Here is a 20,608-nt window from a genome sequence, read left to right on the forward strand (position 1 = left end):
GTAGGAGCCTTTGGGCGTTCCGGATCAACTTCATCCTGGCGATCTGAACAAATCGGGGAGCCCAATTCCGATGGTTTTACGTCGCCCGAACCATTTTTGAGGGATGAGTCGTTCTGGTGCGTAATCAATGTCAGTAGGGGATGTTGGGTGCTTGAACCCGGAAGCCGTAAGCAGCGGTTTCCGGGCATGCATGTTTTTGTCCTCGACTTCCCCGAAACTCATTTGGGCTGCGCGAAAGGGCAGTTCTTCGAAACAGGGGAAGCATAATGAACAAATTATACTGTTATTCGTCGACGAAGCGCGCAATGCAGCGAAGCTCGATGGCGGCGATTGCGGTGGCGGTCGCGTTTCCCGCGCAGGCTCAGGAAGCCCAGTCGGACGGCCTCGCCGAGATCATCGTAACGGCGGAGAAGCGCGAGGAAAATCTGCAGTCCGTTCCCGTCTCGGTGACAGCGATGACCGGCGAGGCGCTTACGGCAACGGGCATATCAAACGTCGAAGACCTCCAATTTTTTGTGCCGGGCGTGTCGATCACCAACGATTCCATGGCGATCATCAATATTCGTGGAATTGGCACCTCGGCGTTCGGCGTTGCGACCGACCCCAGCACGACAGTCCATTATGACGGCGTCTACATCTCGCGCCCGACCACAAGCTATCAGGATTTGTTCGACGTCGAACGCATCGAGGTGCTGCGCGGACCGCAAGGCGTTCTCTTCGGTCGCAACTCCGCCGGCGGCACACTCAACATCATTTCCAAAATGCCTACGGAGGATTTGACTGGCGCGCTGGGACTCACCGTCGGAAATTACGAGAAGCGCTCGCTGAGCGGCACGATTTCTGGACCGCTTGGAGCGGGCGTCCGAGGCCGCCTCACCTTGCTTGCCAACCAGCGCGACGGCATCTACCGCGACGTCGTCTCGGGACGGCGATACCAAAACGAAGATAATCTCGCTGGACGACTGACGCTTGCGATTGACGCGAGCGACCGTCTTGAGATCGTGTTGCGGGCGGATGCCAGCCGTGATCGCGAGACCGGCGCGCGGTCTGTTCGGCCCTTTTATCCGCAAGGCTTCGTCGATGCGGGGGCGACGATCCCGGCCAATGACAAAGAGGCCGCACTCGACCGCCTGCCGCGTTACGATGTCGATGCCTGGGGCGTGTCCTCGACCATGAACTGGGACGGCGGCCCGGTCACGCTCCGCTCGATTACGGCGCTGCGCAAGAGCAAGGTCGTCCAGGCGCTCGACGTTGACTCGACTGACCTCTTCCTCCGCGATATCGAATTTTACGAACGTTCCCGCAGTTTCACGCAAGAGTTCCAACTTCTCAACAACGATGCGGACAAGCTGCGCTGGATCGTCGGAGCATTCTATCTGAATGAAAAGGGCAACGACGAAATACGGATCATCGAACCGGGTCGTCGGCTCGCGATCCCGGAAAACAATACGACGAATGCATTCGCGCTCTTCGGACAAGCAAGCTACGAACTCATCGACCGCCTGCGATTGACCGGAGGGCTTCGATACTCATACGAAAAAAAGGATTTCGGATATCGTGTCCTGCTGAACGGAAATCAGGTCGATGCCGGTCAGCCCAAATCATCCTGGACCGCCTGGACTCCGAAAATTGGGATCGATTACGACCTTGCCGATGACGTCATGGCTTATGCGTCGGCAACCCGCGGGTTCAAATCGGGTGGATTCCAGCTGGGAGACGGGCGGCCTTTCCTCCCGGAGTATGTCTGGAGCTACGAAGTCGGCCTGAAGTCGACGCTCCTCGATCGCCGGCTTCGAGCTAATTTTTCCGCCTTCTATTATGATTACACCAATCTTCAGGTGGTCGAGTATAATAATGGCGTTGCCAGTACCACCAACGCCGGCAAGGCGACGATCAAGGGCGTTGAAGCGGAACTGATGGCACGGCCGTTCGATCGCCTGACGCTTACATCCACGATCGCTTATCTCGATGCGCGCTACGATGTCTATTTTGACGACGTCGGCGCAAGCCTCAAGGGCAAGCGGCTGCCGAACGCGCCGAAGTGGAACATCACTTTCGGCGGAGAATATAAGGCCTCCCTGGGCGGCGGAATGCTGACATTACGGACCGATATCTCCTGGCGCGACAGCGTCTTTTTCAAGCCCAGCAACAATCCGCTTTTTTCCGGAAACGCCACGACCCTTATAAATGGGCGTGTCACATGGCAGCCGGCGAGCGAAGCGTGGGAAATTGCGCTTTATGGCCGAAATCTCACCAACGAGCGCTATGTGAGCTATAGTACGATCGGGACGGACGCGACGGGTGTCTCGAACCCTACTCTTCCGCTCTACATCTACGGCGAGCCGCGCCAGTACGGATTGCAGCTGCGCTACTTTTTCTGAGGTTCCTCGTCCTGCGAGGTCCCCCGGCGACTCCCCTACGGTCGTCGGTCCCCCTGGGCGCTTGCGCCCGGGGGGAATACTTCCTCTGAACGCAGGACATGATATGTCCCTGTTCTCACCGGCGCCGTTACTTGAACGGCCCTGCTGATGGCACGATGAGCCGGACAGTAAGATGGCACGAACAGATACGGGCTAGTCCCATCCTGAACGTCGGTAGCGCGCGCGATTTCGATGCCCGGCTTTCCCTGTGACGCCGCGAGGATGCAAAGACCAACTGCTTTCGGAGGCCTACGCGTCGTCGGCTGCCTCACGGCAATGGATGGGAGATCGCCTTGATCGCCTTCAGGCCCGTACCGAAGCGGGCAATGGCGACCCTGTTCTGTTCGAGCTCGGCGTAGGGCAGGTAGGAAATGTCGAGATCACCGATCCGGCTGAAAGCCGGGCGTCGGAGCTGAGCGCGGACATCGGCTTCTCGCGCATCGGGTGCAACCAGGAAAAGTGGCGTCGACAAATGAAGATTCTCGCTGCTCAGCGCGAGATCAAGCATGCGGACAATTCCGGAATAAATGGATGTCGAATGCTCGACTTCGAATGCCGCCGCGACCGTAGCCGTCGATTGCTCGAGCCATAAGATGTCGATCAGTCTTATGGCATCGCTTCCTTGAGCGGTTGCGATGGCATGCGGCAAGCTATCGAGGCATCGAGACCCGAGCGGTACACCCTCATGAAGGCGCCCCCGGTCATTTGCCGCTACCCAGACGTCATATCCAAGTGCAAGGCCGAGGTCCCGAAGCCAGGATTGGACTTCGCTATGCGTCCGGTCGCTCTCTTTCTGATTTGCAAGCCCCTTATCGAACTTGTCGGACTGTGAGCGCGTTTCATTCAGCAAGGCCATCCAATCGCGAGCATTTTCGCTCGAACCGCTGAGCGGTGGGGCTGGAAACCGTCCCGATCCGATATCGAACAGCAGCCCTCCTATCGCGCCCAAATCGTTGGAGAGAAGATCCCGGTAGCAATCGTTGAGATCCAGAATGCCCGCGCGCATCGCGAGAAAATGCTCCCAGCTGCCAAGCTTCACATTCGCACCCGTCAGCGCGTTGTAGCCCTTTACGATTGCCGTATTGAACGGAGGCACAAGGGTGGGATGCAGAAAATAGAGAATGTTGGCTACCGCAGGACCCAACCCCTTGATCTTCTGTCTGTCGATTGCGAGGATCCCGGCGACGACCTCCTCGGCGGTATCGCAACAGGAGCAATGGTGAAGAAGTCTGCCAAAAGCTCGTTGATTGTCGGCGTTCTCGTAGATGTCCGGGATTCGGAGTTTGGGCTTCCACAAGAAAGCATGATCCGCACCTTTGAAAATCTGTCGTTGCTCGGCGATTGAATGAACAATGATCTCCAATGACGAGCCCCGATATGCCGCTCCGAAGGTGCCGGCCTCAATTTCGGCGACGACCTGCGAGATGCCTCTTCTGATCGACCGAAAATTCTTCAGTCGTTCCTCCCACAGGAACCAGCTTTGATAGGTCGAGCCGGAATCGCCGCGCCAGCGCTCGATCAGTTCGCGAACAAGATCGCGCTTCATGTTTATAGCCCCCGCTTGATCCATTCCGAATTGCTGTTTTCCACCTGCGGCTTGCCGGCCAAGACAGTTCGCTCGATCCGGCCCTTAGCGAAAGGCGAAACCTTCCGTCCCACCGGCAAGGTGGGCGGGAATGGAAGGTCGAAACGAGCCCGTTCACGCCCGGCGCTGCATAATTGTCGACGACCTCAGTGCCCTGCGTGTTCGCCCGCTCCGCTTGGTTTCTGACTCGCGCCTTCCGCCTCTGTCATGCCCTTCATCATCGCGTCATGGTCCATTGGCGCATTCTGCGTAATAGCCTGATATTGTGCCGGCGACAGGCCAGGGAGTTTTCGGACAAACGCGACCATATCCCAGATGAGACGATCATCATGCGTTTTCCCCCAGGCCGGCATGGCGGTCATCTTGATGCCATGCTTGATGATCCAGAATTGCTCCGCAGCCGAACGTTCCGAACCTTTGAACAAGACGGGCGCTTGCGGATACAGCCCTTGACTCATTTCGGTCTTTTCCATCCCGGGCGCGAGATGGCAGCCGCTGCACATCTCGGTATAGAGACCTGCGCCCGACGCGATCCGCGCCGGAGCCGCCAAATCTGCCGGCACCGCGATCGATCCGGATCGCGCTGCGATGGACTTCTCCCTGAATGTTTCGATGACGCTGTAAGTCAGCCGGTTATGGGGGGCATCGGCCGCTATATTATATAGGCCGAGATAGACGGTGATCGCACCCGCGCCCGCTATCAGGGCAACCGCCAGCAGCGTGAACGTCACGCTCGGCATATGCTTTCGGAAATCGAAAGTTCGAAATCGCTCCATTATCTATCTCCCGCATAACAGGCCTTGAGCTTTGCAGCCGAACGCAATGCGGCGGCTGTGCAACAGATGATACGCACCCCAACAGCTTTGCCCTTGTCACAGACGAGGCAGGCGTTTCCGTACTTGCCGCGACGAGCCATTTCAGGGTGCCCACACCCGCTCGGGCTCATGCGTCCTGCTAGGTGTGGGTTCGGAGAGATCGTGAGGACTAGCCCCTTTTTTGCCCGCTCAGCTGCCACCCGCCGGTCGCACCTTCGGCTTGCGTGAGGAGCTGTGGAGATTGAAGATCTGCCACTTTCCGTTGTCCTGTTTGAGGACACTCGTAGCGACGCCATCCCGTTCGATGGTCTCGCCGCTCGCGAGCACAATCGAGAAGCTGTAGGTCTCGGTTGCGATCGCGATATTTCCTTCGCCGCGAACCGAAATCTTGTAATTGCGGAAGGTGAAGGATTTGAATTCCTTGAGTTCGGGACCCAGGTGATGGTCGCGATAGTGGGCGAAATTCCCTTCAACGCCGCCGGATTCGAATATCTGGGCGTCTGGCGAAAAGAGGGCCTCGACGCCGGTCAGGTCCAGTTTCTCCATCGCCGATTTATACTGCGCGAGCGCTGCCGCCGCGCCCTGAAAATCCGCAGGCTCGGTCGCCTGAGCCGGGACGGCCACCAGCATGGCCAATGCGATTGCTGTAATCGTCAGTCGTCTCATATCATTTCCCCTTGTTGTGCCGACACTTCACGAGTGCCTCCCGTGGTTTCGATCAGATTCTGGCAAAGCGCAGCCGCAAAGAATTGGCAATGACGCTGACGGACGAGAGTGCCATTGCAGCGGCGGCAATGACCGGCGAGAGCAATAGTCCGAAAATCGGATAGAGCACGCCCGCAGCGACGGGAATCCCGGCGACATTATAGGCGAAAGCGAAGAAGAGATTCTGACGGATGTTCGCCATCGTCGCATGGCTGAGATGCCGCGCCCGCACGATGCCCAGAAGGTCGCCGCGCAGTAGCGTCACACCCGCGCTTTCGATGGCGACATCGGTTCCCGAGCCCATCGCGATGCCGACGTCGGCGGCGGCGAGCGCGGGGGCGTCGTTGACCCCGTCGCCGGCCATGGCGACGATCCGGCCCTCTTCGCGCAGCCGCTGCACGACCGCGCTCTTCTGGTCGGGGAGGACATCGGCCTCGACGTCGTCGATGCCGAGGCGCCGCGCGATCGCCTCGGCGGTGACGCGATTGTCGCCGGTTAGCATGATGACCTTGATTCCGGCTTCGCGCAGCGCCGCGAGTGCGTCGCCCGTCGTCTCCTTGACCGGATCGGCGATGGCGATGACGCCGGCCGCCTTGCCGCTGACCGCGATGTAGATCGCCGTTGCACCGTCTGTACGAAGCCGGTCAGCCGCCTCGGCGAGTGCGCCCAGATCGACGTCATATTCTTCGAGAAAGTTCGCATTGCCGAGGACGATCGCCTTGTCGTCGACGACCCCGACGATGCCCTTGCCGACCGGCTGGTCGACTCCCGATGGCTCGACGAGCGCGAGGGCGCGGTCTTCCGCCGCTTTGACGATTGCGGCGGCCAATGGATGTTCGCTGCTGCGCTCAAGGCTCGCGGCAATCCGGAGGAGGTCGTTTTCCTCGAACCCTTCGGCGACTTCGATGGCGACGACCGAGGGTCTGCCTTCTGTCAGCGTCCCGGTCTTATCGACGACGAGCGTGTCGACCTTCTCCATCCGCTCAAGCGCCTCGGCATTTTTGATCAGCACGCCAACTTCGGCGCCGCGCCCCACGCCGACCATGATGGACATTGGCGTCGCGAGGCCGAGCGCGCAGGGACAGGCGATGATGAGCACCGAGACGGCGGCGATAAGGCCATAGGCCATGGCGGGCACGGGGCCCAGAAGCGACCAGACAACGAAAGCGGCAATGGCGACGACGATGACGCCGGGCACGAACCAGCCCGAAACGGCATCGGCGAGACGCTGGATCGGCGCGCGGCTGCGCTGCGCATCGGCGACCATCTGTACGATTCGCGCGAGCATCGTGTCGCGCCCGACCTTCTCGCTGCGCATGAGCAGGCCGCCCGTTTGATTGATCGTTCCGCCGACCAGCGCCGCCCCGGCCGCCTTGGTCACCGGCATCGATTCGCCCGTGACCATCGATTCGTCGACCGTGCCGCGGCCTTCTACGACGATGCCATCGACGGGGACTTTTTCGCCCGGACGGATGCGCAGCATGTCGCCGACCGCGACTTCCTCGAGCGCTACCTCCTCGTCGCTTCCATCGCTGCGGACGCGCCGGGCGAGCTTCGGTGTCAGGTCAAGGAGCGCGCGGATCGCGCCGCTCGTCGTCTCGCGGGCCCTGAGTTCGAGCACCTGCCCGAGTAGCACCAGCACCGTGATGACCGCGGCGGCCTCGAAATAGACCGCGACCGAGCCATCGGCGGCGCGGAAGGCTGCCGGGAAGATTTGCGGGAGAATCGCCGCGATCATGCTGTAGCCCCAGGCAACGCCCGTCCCCATCGCAATGAGGGTGAACATGTTGAGGCTCTTGTTGCGGATCGAGAGCCAGGCGCGCTCGAAGAAGGGCCAGCCCGCCCATAGAACGACGGGGGTCGCGAGCAGCATCTGGACCCAGTTGTTCGTCTGGCGGCCGACATATTGGTGGAGGCCTGTCAGATGGCCGCCCATTTCGAGCGCAACCACCGGGAGTGCGAGAAGGAGCCCGATCCAGAAGCGCCGCCGCATATCGCGATATTCTTCGCTGGGGCCGCCCGATGCTGTCGGCATGACGGGCTCGAGTGCCATGCCGCAGATCGGGCAGCTTCCGGGGCCGGCGCGCTGGATCTCGGGATGCATCGGGCAGGTCCAGATGGCGCCTTCGGGTGCATCGGCTGCGGCCGGCTCGCGTTTTGCGGCATAAAGATCGGGATCGGCCTCGAATTTGGCGAGGCAGCCTGCGCTGCAGAAATAGTGATGCTTGCCGCTATGCGTCGCGATATGAGGTGTGGTGGCCGGATCGACCATCATGCCGCAGACCGGATCAGTCGTGCTCCCGCTGCCTTTTTCTGCGCCCTGATGATCGTGCATCGCCGCCGCTCCCGTATGTGTCGGATGCCCGCCTCGCGGCGGGGCGGTCCAAACGCCACCGGTCGAGTTCGCCGTTGGCGTCGTTCCTGGCGGTTCCAGAATGGAGCCGCTTCTATCGATACGCAAGAAGAGCGGTTATCCCTTGGATTTTCTTTGCCCCGTGCCGTCAGGTCCCGGGCTTTCGGGCCTCGATGATCCCGATCGCACCGGTTGGCGTGCGGAACGTCTCAAGCTCGCGAACATCGCAAAAGCCTGCCTCTCTCATCAGCACCGGGAGCAATCCATCGGCGTTGGGCTGGGTGTCCTGGACGCCGTCGAGCTGCTGGATCGTGAGGCGGAACAACAACCGCATGAGGCGGCTGCGCTGTTCCCCATAGTCGGCAACATAGAGTTTGCCGCCCGGCGCGAGCACCTGCCGGGCCTCGCGTAGCAGACGTGCCTTTTCCTCAAGCCCGACCTGATGAAGGACGAGGCAGATCGCAATCTTGGCAGGCGGGGGCCAGTCATCGATCGCCGAAGCCGCGAAAAAGCCAACTCGAAACTCCGGCGGTGGAACAATCTGCGCGGTCTTCGTTCGGGCAATTCGCGTCGCTGCCTCGTCGGGGTCGAAACCAAGATAGCGGACGTCCCGGCTATGGCGAGCGATCGCCAGCGCAAGATTTCCCGTACCCGAGCCGATATCGAGAATGACGTCACCCTCGCCGAGCGCCATATGGCGAACGAGACGGTCGCGCCACACGCGCTCGCGCGTTGTCACCGCGACGCCGAAATCATAAAAGGGCGTCAGGAAGTGATATCCTGCCGCTGGCGTGTAGGATCTTGCTACGGGTTTCGGGTCGGGCATGGCCGTCTCCTTTCGACGCTTTGGCTTGCCGCCGGATTGCGGCCGCAATCGCCGGTCTCGACGAGACGCTTAAGGGCAAACAGGCGCGGCAGTCTTGAATGTTTCGCCGGGGCGACGCGGTGCGAGGCGCATCCGGCTCAGGGCACGATTTCGAACGCGAAGGCACTAAGGCCGGCCGAAGGCGTCACGCCTAGCCATTGAGCGCAGCGGCGCGTGAAGTGCGACTGATCGGCGAAGCCTCCCGCCGCCGCGGCGTCGGCAAGACCTCCGCCGCCGACCAGCGTCCGCACGGCGCGTTGAAGCTGGAGCCATTGCAGCAATTTGGCCGGAGGCACGCCGAAGTCGCGGCTGACGATTTCGCGGAGGCGCGAGGGCGAAAGGCAGGCGACGTCGGCCAAGGCGCGCGCGGTCGACAAATCGTCAGGGGCCGCGAGCACTTCGGACAGGCGGGCATCCACCGGACGCGCCTGCGAGCGGTCGAGATAGTCGGACGCCCAGCGCTTCGCGTCCGCGCCGCTTGCGATGTCACCTAGTCCGGCTGTCTCTATCGGCGTCAACAGGACAGGCGCCGATCCGGCGGACAGCCGGGTGCCGGCACGAAAAAGCGGGTCGAGATAAAATGACCGCACGAGGGCGCCCGGCGGCCCGAGGCGGTGCCGGACATGCGACGCTATCGCAATGGCGTGTCCGGCGGGAACTATCAGGTCGGCATCACCGGAAATTTCGAGGTCGCGTTCGATGGCGAGGCTGATCTGGTGCGCCACATGGTTATGGGGACGGCTGCTCCCGATGCGCGCGTCAATGAGCGCCCAGCCGGTCCCGAGCATGATCGAACCCGACCAAGAGGCGGTGCTTGGGGTCAAACCGGATCGGCGGTGACGAAGGGTTCGAGCGTACCGAACCAGGCAACCAGCGCGAGTATGGCGAGCGCGGCCGACGCTTCGATGATGAGGCTTCTGCGCATGGCTGCAATCGCGAGGTCGGGGTCGGCGTCGACATTGTCGGTATCGGTCCCCGGGACGGCGGCCGCGAGCGCCGGGGTCAGCCGCCAGCGGTTCGCCGCCGCGAGCGCCAGCATCAGTCCGAACAGCGCAAGCTTGGCGAGAAGCAATTGTCCATAGGGCGAGCCGAGGGAACGGCCGAGATTCTCGGCGCCGACGATCATCTGGCTGTTGACGAGGCCGGTGGCGGCGATGACGAGGACGCAGATCGTACCGACGCGCGAGAATTGATCGAGGCTCCGCGCCGCAATTTGGAGTCCGCCCGGCCATTCGCGGACACGACGTGGTGAGATCAGGATCAGGAAGGCGCCGATCGCGCCGATCCAGACCGCCGCTGCAATCAGGTGCAAGATGTCGCTGATCCGGTGCACGGTGCCTGCGGCGCCTTCGGTCGCGCCGGCGTGGCCGGACCAGACCAGACTCGCGACGGCCACCGAGCCCGCGGCCGCGAGTACGGCGGCCGAAGTTGTCGGCCAGCGGACCATCCAGATCGCGACTCCCAGCGCGAGCAGCAGCGCTGCGCTCCGGTAGACCCAGGCTGTGCCGACCTCGGTCTCGCGAACAAGGTCCCAAAAAGGCTGGAGTTCCAGGGAGAGGAGCCCCACACCCTGCATCGAAGCCGCGAGCACGCCCATCCCCAAGATGGAGAGAAGCAGTCCGGCGGCGCAGAGCCATCGCTCTGCGCGCCAGATCGAGGCCATCATCGACTGCGGCGCAAGGCGTTCGCTCCGTGTCAGCGCAAAAAGCGGGAACGCAGCAAGGCCGGCGATGAGCATCAGGTCCGCATAAAGTGCGAACCTGATGCCGATCAGAACGGGGTCCCCCACCGTCTTTTACTTTACGGTGAAGCTGAATTCGCTGCCCATGCGGTGGGTATCAGCGCCCGCCGCCGACCATGTGACCTTGTAGGTTCCGGCTGTCAGCGGCCGCTTGAGCATCAGCATCGCCGACTTGCCCTCTTTGCCCATCATCGACGAGTAAGGCACCTTCATCGGGGCATGATTGGCCATGCCGGGCATGCCGGTCATGACCAGCTCGGTCTTGAGGGTCGAGGCGACGATCTTTTCGTTGAACTGAAGATTGACCGACGTGACCTTCGAAACGGTCGAATTGGCGGCGGGCGTCGAGCTGACGAGCTTGGTGTGCGCGCTTGCCGTGGCCGGCATGAGAAGCAGAGCGAAAGCCGCCGCTGCAGAGGGGAGAAGAGACTTGAACATGAACACCTCCAAATGCGTGTCTGTCCTGCTAATACGCAGGATATCGGCATGGCCCTCAAATATTCCGGAATAATATTCTGGTGTGAGGGGTGAGGCGCTTCGGCGCGTATGTACAATGATGGAAAGGTTTGAAGAGACGATCGATGGATAAGGAGCTTCGCATTTTGAACAGGATCGATCTGCCCGCAGCGCTCGATGCGCTCGATGATCGCATCATGGGCGCATTGGCGATCCGCCGGCGCGAAGCGGTAGCGATGCGCCGCCTGATGGCGCTCGCGGCCTTTGTCTCGCTCGGCGGCGGTGTCTTTGCGGGGAGTGCGATTTCCCAGCCGGCGGTCGCGGCAAGCCCCCTGACCCCATTCGGCCCGCCTAGCGCATTGGTGCCTTCCACCTTGCTGGATGTACAGTAGCGATGCCGTCGCGCCGTCTTCTTCTCTTGGGGCTCATTGCCTTCGCCGCGGCGATTGCCGGCGTGTTCATCGGCCGTCTGGTAGCCGATGCGCCCAAAGCCAGCGAAACCGAACTTCATGCGCTTCTCCACGGCCAACTCGACCTGACCCCGGAGCAGGAAAAGAAACTCGAGCGGATCGAAGCCGACTTCGCCGGTCGCCGCCAGGCGCTCGAACTCGAGATGCGCGCCGCCAATGTCCGGCTCGCGCAGGCGATCGAAGCCGAGCATGGCTATGGACCGCGCGTCACCGAGGCGATCGACGAGACGCATGAGGTGATGGGGACATTGCAGAAGGAAACGCTCCAGCATCTCTTCGCGATGCGCGGGGTTCTCAACCCCGATCAAGCGGAAATGTTCGACAAAAGCGTGGTCAAGGCGCTGACCGCCGATGCGCGGTGAGCGCCGACCTATCGCAATGTAGCGACCAGGATCTGGCGGCCTTTGCGCGCGCGCACCGCGAAGACGCCTATCGCGAGTTGCTGCGCCGTTACAAAACGGGCGTCTACCGGCTCATCGTAAAGCAGATCGGCGATGCCGACGAGGCGATGGATTTGACGCAGGAGACGTTCGTCTCCGGCTTTTCGGCGCTCGATCGCTATGATGGCGAACGCCCCTTCCGCACATGGATCGCCCGTATCGCGCTCAACAAATGTCGCGACTGGGCACGACGGCGAAAGGTGCGCGCCTTTTTCTCCCGCGCGCTCCCGCTCGAAAATGCGCATCACGTAGCAAGCGATGGTCCTGGGCCCGATTCCGCGGCGACCGACAGGCGAGAGCTCGCCAGGGTTCGCGGGGCGATCGATCAGCTGCCGCAGAATTTGCGCGAAGTGTTGCTCCTCCGCGGTGTCGACGAGGTCAGCCAGGCCGAAACAGCGGTCATTTTGCGGGTCAGCGAGAAAACAGTCGAAACGCGCCTCTATCGAGCGCGGACCAGGCTCCGGGAATTGCTCGCGGGAACATCTGCGAGCGCCGAGGGTTGAGGGTTCGACCGCTCGTTCAGGCGGCATCTCCTCATCGTCCGGCATTTTTATTGAGGGGCAGGCGTGCCGCCTGCGTATAGCTTTAGGAACAGTCAGTAACGGTCGGAAAGAATATGCAGATGGAAAGGCGTCGGTTCGTCAGTGGAGCTTTGGGTGGAGGGGCTGCTGCGGCGATGGCCGCATGGTTCCCGGCCTGGGCCCAGCCGGTGTCGTCCGGCATCACCGCGCCGCTTCCGACCGTATCCGGCAATGACATAACGCTGCGCATCGCGCGCCAGACGATGCGCATCGACGGCAAGGTCAGTCGCGCGATCGGGATCAACGGCACCGTGCCCGCGCCGCTCGTCCGGCTGAAGGAGGGACAAAACGCGCGCCTCACCGTCGTCAACGATCTCGACGAGGACAGCTCGATTCACTGGCACGGCCTGATCCTGCCGTTCCAGATGGACGGCGTGCCCGGCGTCAGCTTCCCCGGGATCAAGCCGCGCTCGAAGTTTGTCTATGAATTCCCGGTCGTTCAATCGGGGACCTATTGGTATCACAGCCATTCGGGGCTTCAGGAACAGCTCGGCCATTATGGCCCGATCGTCATCGATCCCGCGGGCGCCGACCCGATCGGCTACGACCGCGAGCATGTCGTCGTCCTGTCCGACCACAGTCAATTGTCGCCCGAGGCGATCTTCCGCAAGCTCAAGGTCAATCCCGGCCATTTCAACATGCAGCGCCAGACGCTGGCGGGCCTGCTTGCCGGCAAGGATCAACCGCTCAAGGAGCGGATCGATTGGGGCAAGATGCGGATGGACCCGACCGACGTCGCCGACGTCAATGGTTCGACCTACACCTTCCTCGTCAACGGCCATGGTCCGCGCGACAACTGGACCGCGCTCTTCAGCCCCGGCGAGCGGGTACGCCTGCGCATCGTCAATGCGTCGGCGATGACGATCTTCAACGTCCGTATCCCGGGCCTCAGGATGACCGTCGTCCAGGCTGATGGGCTCAATGTCGTGCCGACCGAAATCGACGAGTTCCAGATCGCGGTCGCCGAAACCTATGACGTCATCGTGACCCCGGTCGAGGACCGTGCTTATACGCTCGTTGCCGAGGCCAATGACCGCTCGGGCATGGGACGCGCGACGCTCGCACCGCGCGCCGGCATGGTCGCCGAGGTGCCGCCGCTCCGCGAACGGCCGCTCGCGACCATGAAGGACATGGGCATGGGCGACATGTCGGGCGGCGCGATGGCGGGTATGGACCATTCGGGCGGCGATATGGGCGCCATGCCCATGCCGGCGAGCGACCCTTCTTGTCCTCCCGAACATGCCAAGATGGGCCATTGTACGCCAGCGGGGGAAAGCGGCGCGATGGCGGGCATGGATCATGGATCTGGCGGAGGCATGCAGCACAGCATGCGCGACTTCAGTGTCGCGCCGCAGGTCAAGCGCGATCCCAGCGTTCAGACGATCTCGCCGATGCCGATGGATCGCATGGGCGAGCCGGGGCAGGGACTGGAGAATGTCGGGCACAAGGTGCTGACCTACCATGACCTTGTCGCGCTCGAGCGCAACCCCGATACCCGCGCCGCCTCGCGCTCGCTCGACATCCATCTGACCGGCAATATGGAACGCTTCATGTGGTCGTTCGACGGCATCAAGATGTCCGACTATCACGAGCCCATCCCCTTCATCGAGGGAGAGCGCGTGCGGATCAACCTCATCAACGATTCGATGATGAGCCACCCGATCCATTTGCACGGCCATTTTTTCGAGCTGGTCACGGGGAAGGGCGATCGTTCGCCGCGCAAGCATACGGTGCTGGTCCAGCCGGGCGGCACCGCGAGCTTCGATTTCACCGCTGACGCGCTCGGTGACTGGGCGTTCCACTGCCATCTTCTCTATCATATGCACGCCGGGATGATGCGCGTCGTCAGCGTCCGTCCGAAAGGAGACGGCGAATGACCCGGGTCGCGCTTCTCCTCGCGGGTATCGCCCCGCTTGCCTTTGCTGTGCCCGCCGCGGCGCAGTCGATGGATCATTCGATGCATGGTGCGGCGCCTGCGCCAACATCTGCTCCTTCGCCAACGCCAACGCCGACGCCAGCGCCGGTTGCGCAGCCCGCGCCCGAAGCGCCGGCCGAAGGGTCGATGGAGCAGATGGACCATGGGAGCATGCAGGGCATGGACATGGAGCCCAAAACTTCGACCTGCCCGCCCAAACATGCGGCGATGGGTCATTGTACGCCCGAGGCGGAGGCTTCGGGCAAGGGCGCTTCTGACATGGACGCGATGGATCATGGCACGGCGGCGCCGTCCGATCCCGATTGTCCGCCCGAACATGCCAAAATGGGCCATTGCACCCCGAAGGGCGGATCTGCGGACCCCATGGCCGGAATGGAAGGCATGGCGACGATGAGCGGCGCCAGCGGCACCGACTTGCCGCCGGGCGATGCTACCGCGCCTGCGCCTCCCGGCGACTGGTATGCCGATCGCATTTATCCCCAAGCCGAAATGGAGCATTCGCGCCACGACATGATGAAAGAGAATGGTGCGCAGACCATCGCTTTCATCAGCTTCAACCTTGCCGAATATCAGGCGCGCAAGGGCCGCGACGGGTTCCGCTGGGACGGTGAGGCTTGGTACGGCGGCGACATTAACCGGCTGACGATCAAGAGCGAAGGCGAGGGCGTGTTCGGCGAAGGCATCGAGAGCGCCGAGGTACAGGCGCTCTACAGCCGGGCGATCGGACCCTATTTCAACGCGCAGGCGGGTATCAGGCAGGATCTTGGGCCCGGCCCCGACCGCACCTATGCGACGATCGGCTTCGAGGGGCTCGCGCCCTATTGGTTCGAAGTCGAGGGCGCCTTGTTTTTATCCAACAAGGGTGATCTGCTCGCGCGACTGGAAGGCTATTACGACCAGCGTATTACCCAGAAGCTGATTTTGCAGCCGAGGGCCGAGTTCAATTTTGCGCTTCAGGATGTCCCCGAGACCGGCGTTGGTTCGGGGCTTTCGGATTTCGAGCTCGGGCTTCGCCTGCGTTACGAGGTCGTGAAGGAATTCGCGCCTTATGTCGGCGTCGAATGGGCGCGCAAGGTCGGCGATACCGCGCGTTTTGCCCGCGCCGCGGGCGAGGATGCGAGCGGCGTCAGCTTCGTGATGGGGGTGCGGGCCTGGTTCTAGAAGTTTCGCGGGGTGGCGACACGTCGAGGAGAAATGCCGTGAAACCAGCCTATCGCAGCCTCGCGCTGCAGACGATCGTCAGCGGCGTCATCATGTATCTGGTGATGTTCGTCATGATCGACCGCCTCTCGAGCTTCTACAATAATCTCAACATGCTCTACATGACGCTGATGATGGTCTCGCCGATGGTCGTGCTGATGATCGTCGCAATGCCGGGCATGTTCCCGTCGAAACGTCTCAATACGTTCCTGCTGCTGGGATCGGCAGTTGCCTTCTTCGGGAGCTTCGGGCTCATCCGGACACAGACGACGATCGGCGACACGGCCTTCTTGCGTTCGATGATCCCGCATCACTCGGGCGCGATCCTCATGTGTGAACAGGCTTCTCTCAAAGATGCCGAGATACGCGAACTCTGCCGCGGCATCATCGCGGGGCAGGCGACCGAAATCGAACAGATGAAATCCATTCTCGCGAGGAAATGACATGAAAAATCTGATGACGCGCCGTCATCTTTTCGGCCTGATTGCGGTCGGATCGGGGATGGCGCTTGCGGCATGCAATTCTGCCTCGGGCCCGGCGGCGACCAGCGATAAGAATGGCGCGGCGCCCGCGCCGGGCGCCGAGACGTCCAGCCCCAAGCGAATGCTCGTTTATCGCGATCCCGAATGCGGCTGCTGCGAAGCTTGGGCGGATATCGCACGCAAGGCCGGTTATGATGTGACTGTCGAGAACCGCGCTGACATGGCCGCCGTAAAGACGCGATATGGTGTGCCTGGCCAGCTGGCGTCGTGCCACACGGCCGTGATCGGCGGCTATGCGATCGAGGGTCATGTGCCGATGCGGCATGTTGCGAGACTCCTCCACGACAAGCCACGCGACATTCGCGGAATCGCCGTGCCCGGCATGCCGCGCGGTTCTCCGGGAATGGAAATGCCGGACGGAAGCGCGGACGCATTCGAAGTGATGGCATTCGGCAGCGACGGCAAGGTTTCTGAATTCCGCGCATGACCTGCCGACACGAAGAGGAGACAGATATGACGAGATTCATTCCCCTAGCGAGCGCCGCCGCGCTGATATTTGCTCTGGCAGGATGCGGCACTGAGCCCGCGCAGCAGAGCGACGTCACACCGGAACAGAGTGAGGTCACTGCCGGTGAGCCGCCCGCAATGGTCGAGACCATGCCCGTAGCGGACGAGCCGCCCGCCGCGTCTGCCCCGGCGGCGCCGACCGAAGAAGCGATGCCTCCGGAGAAATCCCGCCCCAAGCAAGAACCCGCCGCGAAGGCCGCTGTGCCGCCGCGGGCAAAGGCCGCGCCGGAAGCGCCGAAACCTGTCGAACCCGAACCCGATCCTCATGCCGGGCACGATATGGACAAAAAATAAGGAGCATGTGCCGACGCGGCATGTCGCCCGGGCGGTCGAGGACAAGCTGCGCGAAGTGTCCGGCATCGCCGCGCCCGGCATGCCGCGCGGTCGGGCGCTGCTCGATGCCGCAGCGAGAGATATAACCATATGGAATAACCATCTCGTTTATAGCGATGAGTGGTGATTATTTCTGGTCATGCCAAGGCCGCGAAGATAGCTCGGTGGCGAAGCCGAGAGCTTTCGCAAATGGGAGGGGACCATGAGAAAATTGCTTCGCACGAGTGGCTCGATTATCGCCGTCCTGGCAGGCATGTCGGCCGCCGCCGCCTTCGCGCAGGATAACGCCAAAGAGGCGCCGGGGCCAGGCGCGTCGCAGGGCGAAATCGTCGTGACGGGTACGCGGCGGAACGATCTCAAGGCGGCCGATTCCGCTCAGCCGATCGACATCATCACCGGTGCCGAACTGCTCGAAAAGGGCACGGCCGACATGAATGATCTCCTGCGCACCGAGGTCCCGTCGCTCAATGTCCAGCGCCTCGTCAGCAACGACGGCGCCGTTTTTACCCGGCCTTTCTCGCTGCGCGGCCTGCCGCCGGACCAGACGCTGGTGCTCGTGAATGGCAAGCGGCGCCATCGCGGCGCGACGGTCCAGTTCACCAATGTTCCCTATATCCGGGGATCGCAGGGACCCGATCTTTCGGCGATCCCGTCGATCGCGATCGGCCAGCTCGAGGTTCTGCGTGACGGCGCGTCGGCGCTCTATGGATCGGATGCGATCGCCGGCGTCCTCAATTTCGGTCTGCGCCGCGACCGCGAAGGCGGATTGCTGATCGCCCGCTATGGCCAATTCTATAAGGGCGACGGCGAGGATTTCCTCGTCCAGGGCAATGTCGGGCTTCCCTTCACCGACGCCGGTTTCGTCAACATCAGCGGCGAATATGTGAACGCCAGCACGACGTCGCGCGGCATTCAGCGTCCCGACGCGCAGGCGCTCATCGATGCCGGCGTTCAGGATGTCCCGGTCCCGGCGCAGCGCTGGGGAAATCCCGAATCCGAGGCGGCGCGCATCTTCGTCAATGCCGGCATCGAACTGTCGGACGAGATGGAATTCTACACCTTCGGCAACTATAGCTGGAGCCGCGGCACGACGGCCTTCTTTTACCGCAACCCCGATGCCAGCTTCATTTCCACCTCGATTCCGCTCACCAATACGCCCGGAGGACAGCGGTTCAGCTTCCGCCAGCTCTTTCCCGGCGGTTTCACCCCGGATTTCGGTGCCACGGTGACCGATGCGGCGCTGGCGGCCGGCCTCAAGGGCGAATTCTCCTCGGGCCTGACCTATGACCTCAGCGCTTCCTATGGTCAGAACCATGCTTCCTACCGGATCGAAAATACGGTCAATCCGTCGCTTGGCCTCGCGTCGCCGACCTCCTTCAAGCCGGGGCAGCTCGAGCAGCGCGAACTCGCTTTCAATCTCGATCTCACTTACCCCATCGCGATCGGCACCTCCGATCCGCTGACGCTTGCAGGCGGTCTCGAGTATCGGCGCGAGACATATGAGATCACGGCCGGCGACATCGCATCATGGCAGGTTGGTCCTTTCGCGTCGGTCATCGATCCCGATACCGGAAACCGCGTCGGACTGCCGGTCGGCTCGAACGGCTTCCCGGGCTTCAGTCCCATCCAGGCGGGCGAGTTCGCGCGCAGCAACTGGGCCGCCTATACGTCGCTCGAAGGCAATCTCACCGACGCGCTCCAGTTCGGCCTTGCCGGCCGCTACGAGAATTACTCGGACTTCGGCTCGAAATTCACCTGGAAGATCAACGGGCGATATGATTTCTCGGACGTCTTCGCGGTGCGCGGATCGGTCAACACCGGCTTTCGGGCGCCGACGCCGGGCCAGTCGAACGCCTCGCAGGTCCAGACCAACATCGACTCGATAACCGGGGCGCCGCTGACCGCAGGCATTATCGCGCCCAACAATCCGGTGGCGCAATTCTTCGGCGCGACGCCGCTTCGGCCCGAGAATTCGTTCAACGTCGCCGGCGGCATCGTGGTGAAGCCCTCCAATCGCATCACCTTCACGCTCGACTATTTCAACATCAAGGTCGAAGACCGGATCGCCGTATCGGGCAATTTCAATCTCACCCCGGCGCAGCGCGCGCAGCTCGCGGCGCTTGGCATTCCCGGTGGGGATTCCTTCCAGCAGGTGAGCTTCTTCACCAACTCCTTCGACAGCCGCACCCAGGGCGTCGATGCGGTGCTCACCGTGGGCTTCGACCTCGGCGGCGGCAAGGCCACGCTCGGTCTCAACGGCAACTATACCAAAACCGATGTCATCAAGGCTTCGCCGGTGATCACTGCGGACCGCGAGCGGCTGCTCGAACTCGAGGGCTTCGTTCCGAAGTGGAAGGGCAATGCGTCCTTCACTTATGCGGGCGAGCGCTTCGGCTTCGTCGCGCGCGCGAACTATTATGGCAAATGGACCGACTATGGCGCCGCACCGGCTGCCGACCAGACGGGCGGCGCCGAACTGCTGGTCGATCTCGAGCTGTCCTACAAGGTCAGCGACATGCTCAAGCTTGCGGTCGGCGGCGAGAATATCTTCGACAATTACCCCGACGTCGAGGCGCGGCAATCCCAGATCAACAACGGGATCCGATATCTCCGCTTCGCGCCGACGGGGTTCAACGGGGGCTTCTGGTACGTTCGCGCGACCGCTTCCTTCTGATCGGTGGCCGTGAAGGCCGTGCCCCGACTTGTGTCTTCAGCTGGCGTCGGAGCCGAACATCTCGTCGCGGTGGGATTCGAGCACCGCGATAAAGGCCGCAGCGACTTGGGACATCGGCCTCAACTTCGGCGTGAAGAGCATATATTCGAAATGGACCTCCGGCGCGAAATCACGGACCGTAAGGCCCCGCTCGGCATAGTCCGCTGCGGTCACGGGGTTGAGAATCGAACATCCGACCCCCTGCATGACAAGCGCGCAGATGGTCATCGCATATTGGGTTTCGATGACCATCTCACGGTGGACGCCCGCGTCCTCGAAAATGCGGTCGATGCGGTGACGCACGCCGTCCTCGAGCGCAAGCGAAATGAAGGGCTCGCCCTCGAGATCGGCCGGCCGGATGACGTCCTTGACGGCCAGGCGGTGGCCGGCAGGAAGAACGCAGGCGCCGGGGCAGCGCAGGAAGCGCTCCATCCTTATGCCGGGCAATTCGCGCGCCGGCGTCGCGAGCCCGATGTCGAACTGCTGGTTCGCCATCCATTGCCGCACCGTCGAGGAGCTGCGGGTCTGGAGCTGAACGGTGACGCCGGGATGGGTCTCGCGAAAGGCCGCGATCACGCGCGGCAGGAAACTGACCGCGAGCGCCGGGAGAGCGGCGATCCGGAGCGTGCCGGTCGACATGTTGCGGATATCTTCCGCTACCCGCTTCAGGGCCGCAATGCCCGAGAAGCTCCGCTCGACTTCGTAGAAAAAGGCGTCGGCTTCGGGCGTCACGGTGAGCGCGCTGCCGCGCGAGCGCAGGAAGAGCTGAAAACCCAGCTGATGCTCGAGCTCGGCAAGCATCTTGCTCACCGCGGGTTGCGACAGGTTGAGCGACTGCGCGGCCTGGGTGACCGATCCCGAGAGCATCACGGCCCTGAAGGCTTCAAGGTGACGCAGGTTCATCGGACATCGCTCCCTATAGCTATTTCTTATGGCGCTAGCATTG

General features: G+C 62.3%; 19 protein-coding genes. 10 read left to right on the forward strand and 9 right to left on the reverse strand.

Annotation, left to right across the window (positions count from 1 at the left end; all coding sequences use genetic code 11):
* Window positions 1-266: 266 nt before the first annotated feature.
* Window positions 267-2,381, forward strand: coding sequence for a TonB-dependent receptor (locus J2X44_RS02240; RefSeq protein ID WP_052181951.1), 2,115 nt, complete (start codon window positions 267-269; stop codon window positions 2,379-2,381).
* Window positions 2,382-2,688: 307 nt separating this feature from the next.
* Here the strand turns inward: J2X44_RS02240 and J2X44_RS02245 are convergent, their stop codons facing one another.
* The 8 genes from J2X44_RS02245 to copC form a co-directional block, all read right to left on the reverse strand.
* The gene (locus J2X44_RS02245) at window positions 2,689-3,966 is read right to left on the reverse strand and encodes a hypothetical protein (protein ID WP_011542709.1); all 1,278 of its coding nucleotides are present in this window, start codon (window positions 3,964-3,966) and stop codon (window positions 2,689-2,691) included.
* 185 nt (window positions 3,967-4,151) lie between these two features.
* Complete coding sequence (locus J2X44_RS02250; RefSeq protein WP_223181176.1) at window positions 4,152-4,745, reverse strand: cytochrome c; 594 nt, start codon at window positions 4,743-4,745, stop codon at window positions 4,152-4,154.
* A gap of 264 nt (window positions 4,746-5,009) precedes the next feature.
* The gene (locus J2X44_RS02255) at window positions 5,010-5,486 is read right to left on the reverse strand and encodes a DUF4440 domain-containing protein (RefSeq protein WP_037553291.1); all 477 of its coding nucleotides are present in this window, start codon (window positions 5,484-5,486) and stop codon (window positions 5,010-5,012) included.
* Window positions 5,487-5,538: 52 nt separating this feature from the next.
* Complete coding sequence (locus J2X44_RS02260; RefSeq protein WP_310087664.1) at window positions 5,539-7,860, reverse strand: heavy metal translocating P-type ATPase; 2,322 nt, start codon at window positions 7,858-7,860, stop codon at window positions 5,539-5,541.
* Between the two features lie 166 nt (window positions 7,861-8,026).
* Window positions 8,027-8,704 carry a class I SAM-dependent methyltransferase gene (locus J2X44_RS02265; RefSeq protein ID WP_003046415.1) on the reverse strand — a complete coding sequence of 226 codons (678 nt, stop codon included), beginning with the start codon at window positions 8,702-8,704 and terminating at the stop codon, window positions 8,027-8,029.
* 137 nt (window positions 8,705-8,841) lie between these two features.
* A complete protein-coding gene (locus tag J2X44_RS02270) occupies window positions 8,842-9,531 on the reverse strand; it encodes an AraC family transcriptional regulator (protein ID WP_003046411.1) in 690 nt (229 codons plus the stop codon).
* 32 nt (window positions 9,532-9,563) lie between these two features.
* Window positions 9,564-10,532, reverse strand: a complete 969-nt coding sequence (copD, locus tag J2X44_RS02275) for a copper homeostasis membrane protein CopD (protein WP_003046408.1) — start codon at window positions 10,530-10,532, stop codon at window positions 9,564-9,566.
* A gap of 6 nt (window positions 10,533-10,538) precedes the next feature.
* Window positions 10,539-10,871, reverse strand: a complete 333-nt coding sequence (copC, locus tag J2X44_RS02280) for a copper homeostasis periplasmic binding protein CopC (RefSeq protein WP_231732871.1) — start codon at window positions 10,869-10,871, stop codon at window positions 10,539-10,541.
* Between the two features lie 194 nt (window positions 10,872-11,065).
* On the opposite strand from copC, the gene J2X44_RS02285 reads away from it, so the two are divergent.
* From J2X44_RS02285 to J2X44_RS02325, 9 genes are all read left to right on the forward strand, one after another.
* Window positions 11,066-11,332 carry a hypothetical protein gene (locus tag J2X44_RS02285; RefSeq protein WP_003046403.1) on the forward strand — a complete coding sequence of 89 codons (267 nt, stop codon included), beginning with the start codon at window positions 11,066-11,068 and terminating at the stop codon, window positions 11,330-11,332.
* A gap of 2 nt (window positions 11,333-11,334) precedes the next feature.
* On the forward strand, window positions 11,335-11,772 hold the full coding sequence (locus tag J2X44_RS02290) for a periplasmic heavy metal sensor (protein ID WP_003046401.1): 438 nt from the start codon (window positions 11,335-11,337) through the stop codon (window positions 11,770-11,772).
* Window positions 11,769-12,353: an RNA polymerase sigma factor gene (locus tag J2X44_RS02295; protein ID WP_003046398.1), complete on the forward strand. Its 585-nt coding sequence runs from the start codon at window positions 11,769-11,771 to the stop codon at window positions 12,351-12,353. The genes J2X44_RS02290 and J2X44_RS02295 overlap by 4 nt, the downstream gene beginning before the upstream one ends.
* Before the next feature lie 113 nt (window positions 12,354-12,466).
* Window positions 12,467-14,308 carry a copper resistance system multicopper oxidase gene (locus J2X44_RS02300; RefSeq protein WP_310087671.1) on the forward strand — a complete coding sequence of 614 codons (1,842 nt, stop codon included), beginning with the start codon at window positions 12,467-12,469 and terminating at the stop codon, window positions 14,306-14,308.
* Window positions 14,305-15,528, forward strand: a complete 1,224-nt coding sequence (locus J2X44_RS02305; protein WP_310087672.1) for a copper resistance protein B — start codon at window positions 14,305-14,307, stop codon at window positions 15,526-15,528. The genes J2X44_RS02300 and J2X44_RS02305 overlap by 4 nt, the downstream gene beginning before the upstream one ends.
* Before the next feature lie 92 nt (window positions 15,529-15,620).
* Complete coding sequence (locus tag J2X44_RS02310; RefSeq protein ID WP_310088311.1) at window positions 15,621-16,010, forward strand: DUF305 domain-containing protein; 390 nt, start codon at window positions 15,621-15,623, stop codon at window positions 16,008-16,010.
* 58 nt (window positions 16,011-16,068) lie between these two features.
* On the forward strand, window positions 16,069-16,536 hold the full coding sequence (locus J2X44_RS02315) for a DUF411 domain-containing protein (protein WP_223181175.1): 468 nt from the start codon (window positions 16,069-16,071) through the stop codon (window positions 16,534-16,536).
* Window positions 16,533-16,910 (forward strand): hypothetical protein, encoded by a 378-nt coding sequence (locus tag J2X44_RS02320; protein WP_037553298.1) that lies wholly within the window; start codon window positions 16,533-16,535, stop codon window positions 16,908-16,910. The genes J2X44_RS02315 and J2X44_RS02320 overlap by 4 nt, the downstream gene beginning before the upstream one ends.
* Window positions 16,911-17,151: 241 nt before the next feature.
* A complete protein-coding gene (locus J2X44_RS02325) occupies window positions 17,152-19,623 on the forward strand; it encodes a TonB-dependent receptor (RefSeq protein ID WP_310087674.1) in 2,472 nt (823 codons plus the stop codon).
* A 36-nt stretch (window positions 19,624-19,659) separates the two neighbouring features.
* Here the strand turns inward: J2X44_RS02325 and J2X44_RS02330 are convergent, their stop codons facing one another.
* Entirely contained in the window at window positions 19,660-20,565 is a 906-nt protein-coding gene (locus J2X44_RS02330; protein ID WP_310087675.1) for a LysR substrate-binding domain-containing protein, read from the reverse strand.
* Between the last annotated feature and the right edge of the window lie 43 nt (window positions 20,566-20,608).

Origin of the sequence: Sphingopyxis sp. BE259, assembly GCF_031457495.1 — a bacterium.
GTDB lineage: Bacteria > Pseudomonadota > Alphaproteobacteria > Sphingomonadales > Sphingomonadaceae > Sphingopyxis.